Source organism: Porphyromonas bobii (assembly GCF_943169685.1).
GTDB classification, from domain to species: Bacteria; Bacteroidota; Bacteroidia; order Bacteroidales; family Porphyromonadaceae; genus Porphyromonas; species Porphyromonas pasteri.
Window position 1 is genome coordinate 340,956 of record NZ_CALPBU010000001.1, and the last position, 15,067, is coordinate 356,022.

Here is a 15,067-nt window from a genome sequence, read left to right on the forward strand (position 1 = left end):
GGGCGTGTCATTTTATCTGTTAGGGAAATGCTTGCTACTTGTGCTCAGCGATACGCTTCTTAATAGCATCGATAAGGCTCTGCAGGTCCATTCCACTACGTTCGCTCATCATGCCGACCGTTGCCTTGGGGATCATGATGCGTGCCAAGGGGGAGGAGAGCATCTTGAAGGCTGGATTAATCTCGGCAAGAGCCCCCTTGAGCCAAGGGTGATGCTCAAGGAGATCCTTGAGGCGGGTAGAGGCTGTGATCTCTGCATCAGCACTATGACCCGAGCAGCCACAGCTTTCTGCCTTCTCTTCGGTATCTGGTACCACCTCGGGTGCTGCAGGAGCGTGACTACTTCCCTTCATGCAGGAGCAGGATACATATTCGCTCTCTCCCTCTACTGCAGGGGCGGGAGCCGTAGGCGCAGCTTCTGCGAGCTTGTCATCCCCATGCTTGGAGGCCGCCTTGTTGCTCTTGTCCCAAGAGAGGAGCGTGCGCGAGCCTTCGAGGCTACGGATACGTGTGCAGTCCTGCATCATCTCGAGGACGCCACGGAAGCGCCCTTCCTCATCGCGTACAGCGACGTAGTAGATATAGATGAAGAGTCCAGGCTTGTTGATCCAGAAGTCTACTTCATTCTGCTCTCCACGGCGGAACTTCTCGACGATCTCTTCGACAAGGTGTACGCTGGTGCGTGGGTGGCAGTTCTTTACATCACGACCGATGACGTTCTTACTACGAGGGAAGACGCGGTGATCGGTGTCGGTGTAGAAGCGCACGATCTCGTTCTCATCTACATAGGAGAAGTCTACAGGCATGTGCTTATAGACGAGGTTGATCTGCTCAAGGGTCATCTGACCCGTAGCTACCTCGAGAAGTGCGCCCGGTGTGCTCCCCCCGCCGAAGCCATACTTACCGAGGAGGCTCGCAAGTTCGTTGGCAAAGCCTGCTGCAGCTGTAGTAGGTGTGGTCTCCTTAGAGGTATCAGCCTTAGGAGCTTCTTTGCCGACTTGTATCCATGCAAAGCCAATCTCACGGTCACCTGACTTCATCTCCTCAAACTCGGCTGGGCGGATCATCGCCAGCGAAGTGGGGTAGAGTACTGTCTCTTCCTTCTGCATCAGGTCGAGTACGTCAGCTACGACTGTGGGCTGCATAGCGATGAACTCATCGTCCTTATTCTCCTCGAGGAGACGGCGGGCATCGCGGATCTCATCGCGGATGAAGTCGTCGAGGAGCCACATCGTCGTGGTGGGACGGTCGAAGCCCTTGCGCTCAAGGATCGAGTAGAGCTGATTCTGCTTGCGCGAGAGGTGAAGGCGGAACTTATGTAGCTCATCATAGAGCTCGAGCCACTGGTTCTTGATGACTGGGTACTGAGCAAGCTCTTCGACCTGCTTCAGTAGACGGCGCATCTCATCGTTCTCACGCAGATAGCATATGATGGGATGGTCCTCGGGGAGGTCGGGACGGCTGCGGTCGAGTACATCTTGGAAGAGCTCCATCATCTGCTGGATATCTTCCTTGCGACATTCGTCTTCGTCGAAGGTCTTTAGCTCCTGCTCTGCCAAGGCGATCTCGTAGGGACGCAGTGTCTTGACGCGCTCACGGAGTATGGCTCGCGCTTCGTCGAGCGTGAGCTTGCCGTCGAGGTATCGCTCCTTGGTGTCGAGTACGATCTGGAGCTTCTCCATATCGATCTCGGGCAGGTTATTGCGCATATTCTCCATACGGGGAGGGAAGCTTAGAGGTTGATGAGGTAGACGAAGAATTCGCTGTCGACGAGGGCTTCGATGCCGATGAAGGCTTCACCGCCGAAGTGCAGCAGGGTGCCTGGGCTTAGTGTATGCTCTTCGCTATTGTTGAGGGTTGCCTTGACTTGGCCCTTAACGACGCTGAAGAAGATATCCTGCCCCTGGTGATCGTGTGGTGCGATCTTCTTGCCTTGGGGAAGGTTGACGTGTACAACCATAAGCTTGTCATTGTTGATGACTTGGCCAAACTCCTTGATTTCCGTTCCGATCATAATGCTACTATGTGGTGATATGTGTGATGATCTATCGGGCAGGATGAGGGGTAATCATCATTTTCACCCTGCTTCCATAGAGAAAGTATCCTGCTTTATCTTTCATTCGCAAAGAAAACAAATATATCTGGCTTTTCGTTCATCCCTCGACAATTCGTTCGCACTCGACTGCCCCAGATGCAGCAAGGGCTACCCCATATACTGATGATATGCGGTAGCCCTTGGCGTATATGAGTCGGGTAGGCTATGCCTTAGAAGCTGTAGGCAAGACCGAGGCCGAGTACTTCACGGAACTGGACCTTGGCACCGCGCTGGTTGCCAGCTGCGTCGACCGTCTTGATATCGTCGTCGTAGACGAGGTTCGTGGTCAGCGTCGTGGTGAGGAACTTATTGATCTTGAAGGCGATCATCATATCCCAGTTCACGTCGATGTTACCGAAGTCCTCGTTGTAAGGCGTGAAGAGCGTGAGCTTCGTGACGAGGTTGATGTTCTCAGCGAGCTTACGCTTGTAGTTAGCTACTGCAAGAGCACCGACTTCTGCGAGCGTCTTCTTACCGGGCTTAACCCCGAAGGCTCCAGCTGCAGAGAGGCGGTTGTCAAGGACGAAGGTCATCTTCCCTGTGATGGGAGAGAGCAGTAGGGAGAAGTCTTCGTTGGGCTTGTAGTCAGCACCGATAGCGAGTGTCAGATAGCCCGGGGCGAAGAGGGTAGAGATGTACTTATCCTTGTTCCCTGGGATGTTGGGGTTCGTGTCAGAGTCGTACCCACGAGCGAACTGCGTGAGGAAGTCTCCGAGAGCAGAGATGCTCCAGTGCTTGGAGATGTTGCGACCGATCTTGGTGCTGAAGTTCAGCTTATCGACGCTCTTGAGCCACTTATTGGAGGTCGTGAAGGTCTTACCGAAGTCTGTGATCAGGGCATTGTCCCAGCTCCAGTCTCCCTTCTTGTAGTTAGCCGAAGCATTGAGGTAGAGGTTCCAAGCTACGGAGTTCTCACCACCTGCAGCCCAGTTGGTGAGTGATGTCTGAGCAAGGTTAAGGCCCGATACACCGGAGAACTTCCATGCTGGTGCAGGAGCTGGTACTTCGGGAGCTTCGGTGGGGATAGAGTCCGTCTGTGCTGCTACCTGTCCCACGGAGAGGGCGAGGAGCGAAAAGGCGATAAAGAGTTTCTTCATTGTCTGTATTTATAACTATGCTTGTGTGGAATTACCTTAGTTTAAAAGGTCTGCGAAATTACACATTTTTATATAAAGTGTGCTTGTGATCCAGAAAAGGTGCGAATCTATCCTGTCTAAATCTATGGAAATATTGGAGCTATATTGAGGTCGTATCTGCCAGTGCCAAGCGGATCCTTCGATAAGATTGCCCTGTGGAGACTATTGCCGAGACTCCTGCCCTCTATTTAGAGTGTCAAGGCATCGTGCGCCCAGTTCTCTGATATGCCTCTCCGAAGAGAAGAGATACATAAGCCCTTCGCCTTATCGCGAGTATTCCTCTTATCCAGCGGAGGGAAAAGCATCGTTCTCGTGAAGAAAAAAGCGCCTTCACGTAGTGGTTTTCCTCTGTCTATGCACGTAGTCTTAAAGACCAGGCACGTAAATCCCAATATCCACGTACGTAGATGTTAGATCCACGTACGTAGCCCAAACTTATCAGCCACTCGTCCAAAACTTTTATCCCTACGCAGAGCAACAACCTAATAGAGGTCACTTCACAAAGCTATATAGCTTCCTTCACCATCCAATATAGCTCCACCGACGCACCCATATATCTATAGAGAATATTGTGCAAGTCCACCTCTTCATTACTCGTACCTTCTTGAAGCTACTCTTGCTGTATGCTGTATGCTGTATGCTACTCTATTGTATAGCGGTTCTTAGATGATGCAATAGAAGCCTATTCGTAAACGACTACTGGTTTCGGAGTCAAACGACTATTCGTTTCTCTTGCCTCAAGAGACTGTGCTACACTTTCAGTACCTTTACAAGAAGAGTGCCCCACACAAGCACCCTAATATCAACACCATGAGCACAATGAATCCTCATGTCATCACCCCCTTTATAAGGAGTAGTATAGCCCTGCTCCTCTTGGGGTTAAGTGCACTACTCAGCTCACTCCAAGCTCAGACGCCTACGGATAGCCTCCGCTCGGATGGGGGCTGGGAAGTTTTTATTGAGAGTCAGCTACAGGTGGGTTTGCTTACCGAAGAGGAGGCGCACGAAGCGGCTGTACTCTATGACGAGCTGCGGCGAGCACCTCTAGATATCAATTCTGTCCGAGAGGAGGAGCTACGTCGACTCCCGATGCTCTCGGACTATCAGATCTATCAGTTCGTCCGCTATCGCACCGATCATCAGGCTTTTCATGAACTCTCAGAGCTGAAGCTGGTACCAGGCTGGAGTCTCTCGCTCATCGCCCTGCTACGCCCCGTCATGGTCTGTCGCCCCATAGCCGAGGAGCGCCCCTTGCTGGGAAATACGTTAGAAGCCACCCACGAGGCGCGTATCTTTTATGGTAAGCGTAGTAGCACCGACTTTCCTTCGAAGAAGCCACTTCTCGGCTCGGAGGATGCATTACGGCTAAGCTATAGCTATGCTACGCCCCATAGCCTGAGTCTCTTCTTCGCGGGGGAGAAGGACTATGGCGAGCCTTGGCGACAACGTACGCACCGAGGACTCGATGCCTATAGCCTGCATGCCCAGCTGGAGCATCGTGCGCTGACCCTTGTCTTGGGTGATTACCGCGTGGCACGTGGCAGCGGGTTGATCCTCTCGCAAGGAGCTTTCCCGCTGAGCTTCCTCTCACTGACCCCACGCCAGGGTACGGGAGTGCGTCCTGTGCGGAGTATGACTGAGAGTGACTTCTCCCGTGGGGCAGCTGGTATGCTTAGCTTGGGGAGCTACCGCTTGGGGCTCTTCGCCTCTCATCGCCGTATAGACGCACATCGCTCTGACGAGGGCTTGCTTACTGCGCTCTCGGAGACGGGACTGCATACGACAGAGGTGGCTTGGGCGGCACGTCGGCAAGCTTTGACCCGTCTCTATGGAGGATGGATCGAATATCGTGTACCCGATCTTGAGCTATCACTACAGGGAGTGTATCAAGATTGGCAAGGAGATCGACTAAGACACCCACCAGGGAGCCAAGGTGATGCGACGCTGGAGGGCTTGCAGAGCTATGCCGCCTGGAGCTTCTCCTACCGCTATCAGACGCTCCGAGGTCACTTGCGTCTTAGTGGTGAGGCGGCCTATATCTCTCGCTCAGCGTGGGCTTTCATCCAGCACCTCTCTTATCTCCAAGGGGGCTGGGCGGACTTTCGGCTCTCCCTCTGGCATATCGGGGCGCATTACTGGACCTATTATGGGCGAGCTGGCACGCATGCACTTCGTCCGCATAGTGAGGATGGAGGGCGCCTACAGATACAGCTTACTCCCTTCAGTAGCTTAGGGCCAACCCTCCTTTATCTCGATGCCTATCGAGCCTGCTCGCAGAGGTCGGGAGATAATGTAGCACGTTCGGCTGTGAGCTATGGCCTGATGACCAGTCTCCAGATAGAGCGTGAGGCAAGTCTGAGGCTACACTATCGGGGACGAAAGGATAGCCATCGCTTCAAGCTTGAGGGGGCGTATGATCTTGGCGCTTGGCAACCTCGCCTAGCCCTCATCTATGTCCGTGGAGCCGCATCTTCGGGCTGGACTGTGCAGGGACGCATACGATGGACTCCTTCCGAACGGCTACAGCTGGATCTTTTAGCAGACGCCTTCGATGCTCCGAGCTGGGATAGCCGGCTCTATACGCTGACGCCGATGCTCCGAGGTGAGTATGGTGCGACTCTATTATATGGTAAGGGAGCTGTGCTCGGAGGGCGGGTGCGCTATCGTCTGAGTTCGCATTGGCAGATCGAGGGGCGTGTACAGTATGAGCATCAGCAGCGTGATGTGCGCCCGACGAAGACACTCTTCGCCCTCTCCCTGCGCTATCGTGGATGGTAAAGGGCGCTGTAGATACGCGCCTCTTGGGCGGTTTGATTTGGCTAATAGGGCGATTATCTCTACCTTTGCGGGGCAAAAGTACATAGTACTCAGCCGAGTAAGATGAGAGTTTTCTCTCACTGGTCCTATAGCTCAGTCGGTTAGAGCACCTGACTCATAATCAGGGAGTCCTTGGTTCAAGCCCAAGTGGGACCACCACTATAGTAAGGAAGCGAAATGGAGTAAGTGATCGTCGATCACTTACTCCATTTCGCTTGTATTTGCCTCTCTTACATGTAGACCATTGCAAGCCCTCATGCTTTCCTCTTCTCGTGCGTGCGTTACGTCTGATATAATAATGCTAACTTTGTGGCTTCTTAATAAGCAAACCGTAGAGTTAAGTAACATCCTTCAATGAGAGAAATAGTACTCAAGGGGCTGACCTTCGTGCCCTATATTGATGCCAAGACCATAGGCCAGGCAGTCAAGAAGCTCGGGGAACGCCTGAAAGCTGACTTTAAAGATCGTGACCCGCTCTTTGTCTGCATCATGAATGGCTCATTCATGTTTGCCTCCGAGCTCATGTACGCTATCGACGAAGACTTCGAGGTTGCCTTTGCTCGCTATAGCAGCTACCAGGGGACCAAGAGTACCTTTGAGCTCAAGGAAGTGATGCCTGTGACGCAGTCCCTCGAGGGGCGTGTCGTCGTCATCGTCGAGGACCTCATCGACACGGGCTTCACCATGTACAATCTACAGAAGCACTTCTATAGCCTGGGCGCTAAGGAAGTCCACATTGCTGCGATGCTCTCCAAGCCCGAGGCCTTGAAGTGTGACGTTCACACGGACTACGTAGCTATGGAGATCGAGAATAAGTTCATCCTCGGTCATGGGCTTGACTACGATGACTACGGTCGCATGTTCAGAGATATTTATCAACTAAAAGACTAATCATACTTTAGAGACAACGATGCTTAATTTAGTGATCTTCGGAGCACCAGGCTCTGGCAAGGGAACACAGAGTGAAGTCCTTATCGAACAGTTCGGGTTCGATCACATTTCCACCGGCGACCTCCTGCGCGCAGAGATCAAGCAGGGTAGTGAGCTGGGGAAGTCTGCCAAGAGCTATATCGATGCCGGTCAGCTTGTCCCCGACAGCCTGATCATCGGCATGATCGAGAAGGTACTCCAGGAGCGCCAGCCCAAGAAGGGGCTTATCCTCGACGGGTTCCCCCGCACTGTAGCTCAGGCCGAAGCGCTGGATGCGCTCTACGCCAAGCACGGGACTGCTGTACATGCTGTCCTGGATCTTCAGGTCGCCGAAGACGAACTCATCCAGCGCCTGCTGAAGCGCGGTGAAGAGAGCGGCCGTAGCGATGACAACCTTGAGACCATCCAGAAGCGCCTCGGTGTCTATCACGCTCAGACAGCTCCTATCGCTGAGCACTACGCTAAGAAGGGAGTGCACCATGTCATCGAAGGTAGCGGCGCTATCGCTGATATCACGGCACGCATCGCTAAGGTCGTCAACGCCCTGAACTAAGGACAAGACCACCAGCATATAGCCCAGCCTCATTGGTTGGAGGAAAAGGCATAGTGCCTGGAGCGTGGCGCTTCTCACCCACGGGTGAATCGGCTGACCAGACTTCAGACACGTGCCTTTCCTTATTTTTGTACCACATTAATCATAGAAGACGAGAGCCACTATGGCAGAATCAAACTTTGTAGACTACGTCAAGATCTACTGTCGCTCAGGTAAGGGCGGCCGAGGCTCTACGCACTTCCGTAGAGAGAAGTACATCCCCAAGGGCGGCCCTGACGGTGGGGATGGCGGTCGTGGTGGTGACATCTATATCCGCGCCAATGAGAACTACTGGACCCTCCTCCACCTGCGCTATCAGCGCCACGTCATCGCGACAAGCGGGGGCGGCGGCGGTAGAAACCGCTCCACGGGCTGTGATGGTGAGGACCAGGTCATCGAGGTACCCGTAGGTACCGCCGTCTATGATGCCCTCACGGGGGAATTCATCATGGATCTCAACCGCCACGGGCAGCAGGAGCTTCTCGTCAAGGGTGGTCGTGGTGGTAAGGGGAATACCTTCTTCAAAACGCCTACCAATCAAGCTCCACGCTATGCTCAGCCAGGTGAGCCTGCTCAGGAGCGTACCGTCATCCTCCAGCTCAAGATGCTCGCCGATGTCGGTCTTGTTGGTCTCCCTAATGCAGGGAAGTCCACGCTCCTCTCTGTCATCACTGCAGCTAAGCCCAAGATCGCGAACTATCCCTTCACGACGCTGGAGCCCAACCTCGGTATGGTGCGCTATCGTGATGACCGCTCCTTCGTCATGGCGGATATCCCTGGTATCATCGAGGGTGCTGCAGAAGGGCGTGGCTTAGGCTTGCGCTTCCTTCGCCACATTGAGCGCAATGCTCTGCTCCTCTTCATGATCCCAGCCGATACGGAGAATATCGCCGCCGAGTATCGTCTCCTCCTCAGTGAGCTGGTCAAGTATAATGCTGAGCTCACGGAGAAGCGTAAGGTCCTCTGCATCACCAAGTGTGACTTGATCGATGAAGAGATCCAGGGCTGGATCGTTGATGAGCTACACAAGGAGCTGCCCGCAGAGCTTCCTATCTGCTTCATCTCCGCGGCTGCTCACCAAGGACTCACCGAGCTGAAGGACCTCCTATGGCAGGAACTTAATCGTGAGACGAAGCACCGCACCGAGTCTATCATCCAGCAGTCTATCGACGTCACGAGCCTCACCTTTGATGATGATGATGATGAGCTTCCCACCCACTATGATGTAGAGGATGAATATGAAGATGGATGGGACGACGAAGATGGCGACCTGGAGTTCGATTGGGACGATGTCGAGATCGAAGCCGATGAGGCTATCGAGGAATAGCTAGCCGTCGCCGATAACTAATCATACGTTACAGAGGGCGTCTCTGGGTGCATTCCCAGAGGCGCCCTCTTGCATTTCTATATGGACGCAACGTGATGTTTGGGATTATATTAGGTATTGGCTACCTTTAGCATCGTGAGTGTACGCTGAAAATGTCACGACTCATCCCTCTGCATTATAGATTATGAGTGATAAGTTCTGTGAGCATAGACACAAAGAGGATGCCGAAAATCTTAGATAGAGTAGGCTTAGAAGAATAACCATCATGAAACCGATGCAAGAAGTTATCTATAATGAAGACACACTGATTCGGGTGAAGGAGGGCCGTGTGACGGTCTATCGAGTTCATCCAACAGATAGCGTAAAGGGCACACTACGAGAGCTCTCGGAGCAACATGGCTTTGAGTATCAGAAGGAATGGAATACACGGAGCTTTGGCGCTAAGCTGATCGCTGACTTCGGAGGTAAGACAGAGGCTCTCATCGGGAGCTACCTGATTCGTAAGATAGAGGGAGGAGCAATCGAAGTGTATCGTATATGTGATGCGGTTAAGAACGAACTCATCCGAATTTCCGAGGAGCTGGGGATTGATACCAGTGGCTCTCTTGTAGAGCTTGCTCAAAATATCATTGCGGAAGTTAATAGAGTCCCCGAGATAGATGAGCCTGCACTCGTTACCATTCCTCAAGCTACGCACCCTCTGCTGCAGAAGCTTCTGCAGGATATACAAGACTTCTTTAAAACAGTGCATACCTTTACCTTCTATAATGAGGCGAGCTTACAGCTCAATCTCTCCAACTACCTTATCAACACAGGGCACTACGCAAGCATAGAAGTAGAGTATCTGATAGTATCTCCAGATGAAGTTGAGGGGCTGACGTCTAAGCGCTGCTTTATTGATATCGTTGTAAAGAATGAATCAGGGGAATATGCTCTTCTTGAGCTGAAGTATCCCTTGTATATCCCCGAAGGAGTTATCACTTCACGTCTAGGGGCTAATATTAAGCCAGAGATCTATGCAGTGAAGCAAGGAGCACAGAATGTAGTACGCTATCTTTTCTGGAAGGATGTGAAGCGTATAGAGTATTTCAGTAGCCTCTCTAAAGATGCTGTTGGCGGGATTGCACTCCTCTTGACAAATGACTCGATTTATTGGACTGCTCCTAAGAGTGATGGCGATACGATGGCTCTCTATCGAGAATTCTCTCTCAAGGCGAGGCAATCTAATCTCAGTTCTAAGAGCCGACGCTGGCTTGAACGAAAAGAAACGAATGAAAATAAGGGAGGGAAAGTCTCATTGAGTGAGAAGTATCCGGGTTTTGATTTGGAGAAAGCTTATCCTCTTTACTGGGGGACTCCTCTTGCACCAATCAAGGTAGGGGAGAAAAAGGATTTGATCTTCCAGCCCTGCTTTGTGGTCGTTGAGAAGTAGTCTTCTACCGACAGGCTCTATTAGAAGAGGGGGCGTCTCTGGGGCTATTCCCAGAGGCGCCCTCTTGCATTTTCGGATATTTATACTACTTTTGCACTGGGTAAGTCCTATACGACCAGCTCCCTTTGACTCCCCCAGGGCTTGATCGCAGCAAGGGTATTAGGTTGTAGCGGTGCGATATAGATCGCTTACCCACCTGCCTCTTTAGCTCAGTTGGCCAGAGCACGTGATTTGTAATCTCGGGGTCGTTGGTTCGAATCCGACAAGAGGCTCAAAGAAAGAAAAGGGGATGTGCCAATCGACACATCCCCTTTTCTATTGCCTTTTAATATGAGATGATGATATCTCGGTCTGCATAGAATTAATCCGCCTATGACAAGCAAGCATTACATACTATTATTAAGTGGCTGCCTACTCCTCAGTGCAAGTGCCGAGGCGTCGGTAGACAAGCTCCTTCCTCGCCCCCAGCACCTGGAGATGCACGCAGGGAAGTGCAGTACGATCCGTCTTAAGCCCGAGGGGCTGTATCTACAGGACGAGCTGAAGGAAATACTTCAGCGGAACGGCTGTGCCATCGATTCGCGTAGCCCCATCGTGGTGCGCACCTCGATCGTGCCCTCGCTTCCCAAGGTTTATTTCAATAAGGAGGAGGCCTATCGCCTTCGCATCGGAGCAGATGGTATCTACGTGGATGCACTCGAGCGTATCGGCTTGTATCGTGGCTTGCAGACCTTAGAGCAGCTCCTCATCTCGGCAGAGAAGAAGGGCGAGCTGGAGGCGTGCGACATCATCGACTGGCCTTCCTTCCGCATGCGAGGCCTTATGCACGATCTCGGCCGCGCCTTTATCCCTATGGAAGAGCTGAAGAAGCAGGTACGTCTCTTGGCACAATACAAGGTCAATACGCTACACCTGCACCTCACCGAGCATCAAGCATGGCGACTGCAGAGCAAGCGCTATCCTCAGCTGACGGAGGCACGCCACACGACGCGTATGCCTGGCAAGTTCTACACCCTCTCGGAGCTACAGGATTTGGTACGCCTGTGCAAGGAGCTACGTATCACGCTCATCCCCGAGATCGATATGCCGGGTCACAGCTCCGCTTTCTCGCGAGCGATGGGCTTTGATATGCAGACGCCCGAGGGTAAGCGTGTCGTCAAGGAGCTCCTCGCGGAGCTGGCCGAGAGCCTCGATGTATCTTACATTCACTTGGGTACGGATGAGACGGACTTCACGGATAAGCTCTTCGTCCCCGAGATGGTCGAGCACGTTCGTTCGCTTGGTAAGAAGGCTATCGCGTGGAATCCCGGCTGGCCCTTCAAGAGCAAGGAAGTCGACCTCCTCCACCTATGGAGCTCAAAGGGACACATCGTGTATGGCACGCCCGCCATCGATAGTCGCTACCATTACCTCAATCACTACGACCTCTTCGCCGATATCCAGATGCTCTACAGCAGCAAGATCCTCGGCGTTACGGCGAGCAATACGAACGTGATGGGGGCAATACTCGCCGTATGGAATGACCGCTATGTGGAGTCTCCTCGCACTATCATGCAGGAGAATGCCGTCTACCCCAACATGCTTGCTCTGGCCGAGCGCGCTTGGCTTGGAGGCGGTGAGGGATACTTCAACGCTCCGACCGCAGCGCTTTCTCCCGAAGCGAGCCCCGAGACGCGAGAGGCTTTTGTGGACTTCGAGCGCAGACTCCTGTGGCATAAGGATCGCGTCTTCGCCGGTGAGCCCTTCCCCTATGTGGCGCAGAGCCATGCCCAGTGGTATGTCAGCCCCGTCTATCCCAACGGTGGCGACCTTGCAGCCTCGTACCTACCCGAAGAGCAGTACCTTAAGCAGATGAAGGCGCACCAGTATGCTCCGCCTGCCGAGGTGGGTGGAGAAGCCTACCCCTACCAGCGCACCAGCGGAGGTTCGGGTGTCTATCTCCGTCACACGTGGGGAGATATTTGCTACGGCCTCGTCCCCAACGCATCGGAGAATAGCACCGTCTACGCTACTGCTTGGGTGCACAGCGATGCCGCCACGACGGCAGGCCTGATCTTCGAGACGCAGAATTATAGCCGTTCGGAGGCGGACGTAGCTCCCCAGCAAGGCACGTGGGACTATAAGGGCAGCCGTCTGTGGGTCAATGGAGAAGCTATCGCGCCTCCCCGCTGGCAGAATGCTGTCGGGCAGCGCAACATTGATCTTCCCCTTGCCAACGAGAACGCAGCTTCGCGCCCACCCCTACAGATCCAGCTGCAGAAGGGCTGGAATCAAATTCTGATTAAGCTACCGATTGGGCGCTTCACGCTCCCCGAGATTAGGCTGAATAAGTGGATGTTCGCCGCAGCGATCACCACGCCCGACGGCAGCAAGGCTTTGCCGAATCTACAGTACGCCAAGCCCAGCCTCAAGTAGGCGCTTCGGCCTCGGCTCATTTAGCACAAGAGGGTGCAAGGGAAGGATACTTCCTTTGCACCCTCTTTTCTTTTGATAATCAAGGGGATGAGATCTCCGTATATACGGCCGGAAACTTCCGTATATGCGCAGGGAAATTTTCGTATATACAAAAATAAATTTCCGCATATGCGAAAAAATATTTCTGCATATACGGAAATTTATCGCCGTGCGCACAGCGTTTTTTCGCCTTGCTTTCAGAGGAAAGGGGCGGGGGATTGAGCGCCTTAGCGAGGGGCGAAAAGCGAGAGAAGGATCTTCCTCCTCTTCTCCCCCAGCGAGGCTACACGGGGAGCGTCCAGTGCGTGCGCAGGATGGGCAGCGCTTCGGAGAGCTCTTGCATCGAGTCGAAGACGAGATGTGCGCCTTCGTCAGCAAGAGCGCTGTCGGGGAGCAAGCCCGTATTCACCGCGATGGTGAAGATGCCCGCAGCGACGGCAGCCCGCACACCCATGGGGGCGTTCTCCACGACGAAGGCCTCGGCAGCGCTTACTCCAGCCTTCTCCAAGCCCATCAGGTAGGGCTCGGGGTCGGGCTTGCCACGGCGCACATCCTTGCCCGTGACCATGAGATCTTCGGAGAATACCTTGGGGAAGGCTTCATCCAGCCGCCCTAAGAGCGAAGCTTGCGAAGAGCCTGTGACGACGAGACGCTCTACGTCGGAGAGTTGGGCGAGTACCAGCTCGACACCAGGGAGTGTCTTGCCCGAATTGTACTCATTGAAGAGCTGTGTCTTGCGCTCATATAGCCACTTCGTCTCCTCGGGGGAGGCATCGCGGCCGAGAGTACGCTGGTAGAGTAGCTTGATCGTGTAGCCACCTGTCTGGCCTTCGAACCAATAGACATCCTCTTCGTTCATCTGCAGGCCTACCTCGTGAGCGGCTTGCACCCACGAACGGCAGTGCGCGGGCATCGAATCGAAGAGCACGCCATCCATATCGAAGAGCGCAGCGGAGAGCGTAGGGAAGGGTGCGCAGAGGCCTTGCTCGGCGCGGTAGGTGCGGAGTGCCTTGAGGACTCCTTCGGTGCGTGCAGCCTTATTCTCTGTCACGTACTTCACCTCCTTCCTGAGCTGGTCTGGTCTTATGCCCTAAGAGCTTATCGACGACGAGGGCTATGGCGCCATCGCCGGTAACATTACATGCGGTGCCGAAGCTATCCATTGTGATATAAAGTGAGATCATCAGCGCCTGCTCCTCGACCGTAAAGCCTAAGATGGACTGGAGGATGGCCAGCGCCGCCATGATCGCACCGCCAGGCACGCCAGGAGCTGCTACCATCGTCACACCAAGCAGGAGGATGAAGTGTGTGAACATACCTAAGTCATACGTCCCGCCACGCATCAGGATAAGAGCAAGAGCGCAGGAGACGATCTTCAGCGTACTGCCCGAGAGGTGGATCGTCGCGCAGAGAGGTATGGTGAAGGAAGCCACCCCGTCGCTGACGCCATTCTTCTTCGCTTGGGCAAGTGTCACGGGGATCGTCGCTGCCGACGAAGCCGTACCCAAGGCCGTGAAGTAAGCGGGAAGCATATTGATGAGCAGACGGATCGGATTCTTCCCCTGCACCAGCCCTGCGATAGTGAACTGTAGCAGCAGCAGGAAGATGTGGAGCACGAAGATCACCCCGATGATCTTGATGAAGACCACGAGCACGCCGACGACCTTGCCACTGCTCGCCATCTCCATGAATATCCCGAGGATATAGAGTGGAAGTAGCGGAATGATGACCTTCTCGATGACGCCCGAGATGATATCCTTGACGTCGATGATCACGTTCTTGAGCGCCGTAGACTCCAGATGTGCCACACCAAGGCCGAGGACGAACGCCAAGATAAGCGCCGTCATGACACCCATTACGGGAGGCATAGCGATGGTGAAGTAGGGCGTAAGAGCTTCGGGGCCCGCTTGTAGCTGGTCTACTTGCCCCGCATCAATGAGCTGCGGGAAGATGGCATTCCCCGTGAAGTAAGCCAGATAGCCCGAGAAGATTGTAGAGCCATAAGCGATAGCTACGGTCAGTAGGAGCATCTTCCCCGCGCTATGGCCGATGCCCCCGATAGCTTCGGCTACGAGAGCGACGATGATAAGCGGGATGGCGAAGTCGAGGAACTGCGAGAAGATCGCATTGAAGGTCAGGAAGAGTCGCGTCACCCCATCAGGTACGATGAGCCCAAGGCCTATACCCAGGGCGATCGCTATGATGATGCGGGGGAGCAAACTGAGGCGTAGAGCTTTCATTCGCTGAAAAGAGATAAGGGTTAGTGTAGTTAGTTAGCTTATAGT

Annotated in this window: 11 protein-coding genes and 2 tRNA genes; 8 read left to right on the top strand and 5 right to left on the bottom strand. The window is 53.7% G+C overall.

All coding sequences use genetic code 11. The features are described from left to right. Positions 1-34: 34 nt before the first annotated feature. The 3 genes from KO088_RS01395 to KO088_RS01405 all read right to left on the bottom strand — a co-directional run bounded on the left by KO088_RS01395 (position 35) and on the right by KO088_RS01405 (position 3,191). The gene (locus KO088_RS01395) at positions 35-1,717 is read right to left on the bottom strand and encodes a PAS domain-containing protein (RefSeq protein WP_215493043.1); all 1,683 of its coding nucleotides are present in this window, start codon (positions 1,715-1,717) and stop codon (positions 35-37) included. A 14-nt stretch (positions 1,718-1,731) separates the two neighbouring features. Further along, positions 1,732-2,013: a cupin domain-containing protein gene (locus KO088_RS01400; protein ID WP_060936139.1), complete on the bottom strand. Its 282-nt coding sequence runs from the start codon at positions 2,011-2,013 to the stop codon at positions 1,732-1,734. Positions 2,014-2,264: 251 nt separating this feature from the next. Continuing rightward, complete coding sequence (locus KO088_RS01405) at positions 2,265-3,191, bottom strand: DUF3078 domain-containing protein (RefSeq protein ID WP_215493044.1); 927 nt, start codon at positions 3,189-3,191, stop codon at positions 2,265-2,267. Between the two features lie 849 nt (positions 3,192-4,040). Between KO088_RS01405 and KO088_RS01410 the strand changes: the two genes are divergently transcribed. From KO088_RS01410 to KO088_RS01445, 8 genes are all read left to right on the top strand, one after another. Next, complete coding sequence (locus KO088_RS01410; RefSeq protein WP_215493045.1) at positions 4,041-6,008, top strand: helix-hairpin-helix domain-containing protein; 1,968 nt, start codon at positions 4,041-4,043, stop codon at positions 6,006-6,008. Positions 6,009-6,129: 121 nt separating this feature from the next. Further along, positions 6,130-6,206: transfer RNA gene (locus KO088_RS01415), tRNA-Ile, on the top strand. A 195-nt stretch (positions 6,207-6,401) separates the two neighbouring features. Continuing rightward, positions 6,402-6,938, top strand: a complete 537-nt coding sequence (locus KO088_RS01420; protein ID WP_060936135.1) for a phosphoribosyltransferase — start codon at positions 6,402-6,404, stop codon at positions 6,936-6,938. Between the two features lie 19 nt (positions 6,939-6,957). Then, positions 6,958-7,530 carry an adenylate kinase gene (locus KO088_RS01425; RefSeq protein ID WP_215493047.1) on the top strand — a complete coding sequence of 191 codons (573 nt, stop codon included), beginning with the start codon at positions 6,958-6,960 and terminating at the stop codon, positions 7,528-7,530. Positions 7,531-7,693: 163 nt separating this feature from the next. Continuing rightward, on the top strand, positions 7,694-8,896 hold the full coding sequence (gene obgE / locus KO088_RS01430; protein ID WP_215493049.1) for a GTPase ObgE: 1,203 nt from the start codon (positions 7,694-7,696) through the stop codon (positions 8,894-8,896). A gap of 265 nt (positions 8,897-9,161) precedes the next feature. Beyond that, positions 9,162-10,328, top strand: a complete 1,167-nt coding sequence (locus tag KO088_RS01435) for a hypothetical protein (protein WP_215493051.1) — start codon at positions 9,162-9,164, stop codon at positions 10,326-10,328. Between the two features lie 198 nt (positions 10,329-10,526). Beyond that, a tRNA-Thr gene (locus KO088_RS01440) sits at positions 10,527-10,600 on the top strand. Between the two features lie 100 nt (positions 10,601-10,700). Beyond that, positions 10,701-12,743, top strand: a complete 2,043-nt coding sequence (locus KO088_RS01445; RefSeq protein WP_215493052.1) for a family 20 glycosylhydrolase — start codon at positions 10,701-10,703, stop codon at positions 12,741-12,743. Positions 12,744-13,065: 322 nt separating this feature from the next. Here the strand turns inward: KO088_RS01445 and KO088_RS01450 are convergent, their stop codons facing one another. Both KO088_RS01450 and KO088_RS01455 read right to left on the bottom strand, forming a co-directional pair. Then, positions 13,066-13,833: an inorganic diphosphatase gene (locus KO088_RS01450; RefSeq protein ID WP_215493337.1), complete on the bottom strand. Its 768-nt coding sequence runs from the start codon at positions 13,831-13,833 to the stop codon at positions 13,066-13,068. After that, a complete protein-coding gene (locus KO088_RS01455) occupies positions 13,820-15,022 on the bottom strand; it encodes a dicarboxylate/amino acid:cation symporter (protein WP_215493053.1) in 1,203 nt (400 codons plus the stop codon). The genes KO088_RS01450 and KO088_RS01455 overlap by 14 nt, the downstream gene beginning before the upstream one ends. Positions 15,023-15,067: the final 45 nt, after the last annotated feature.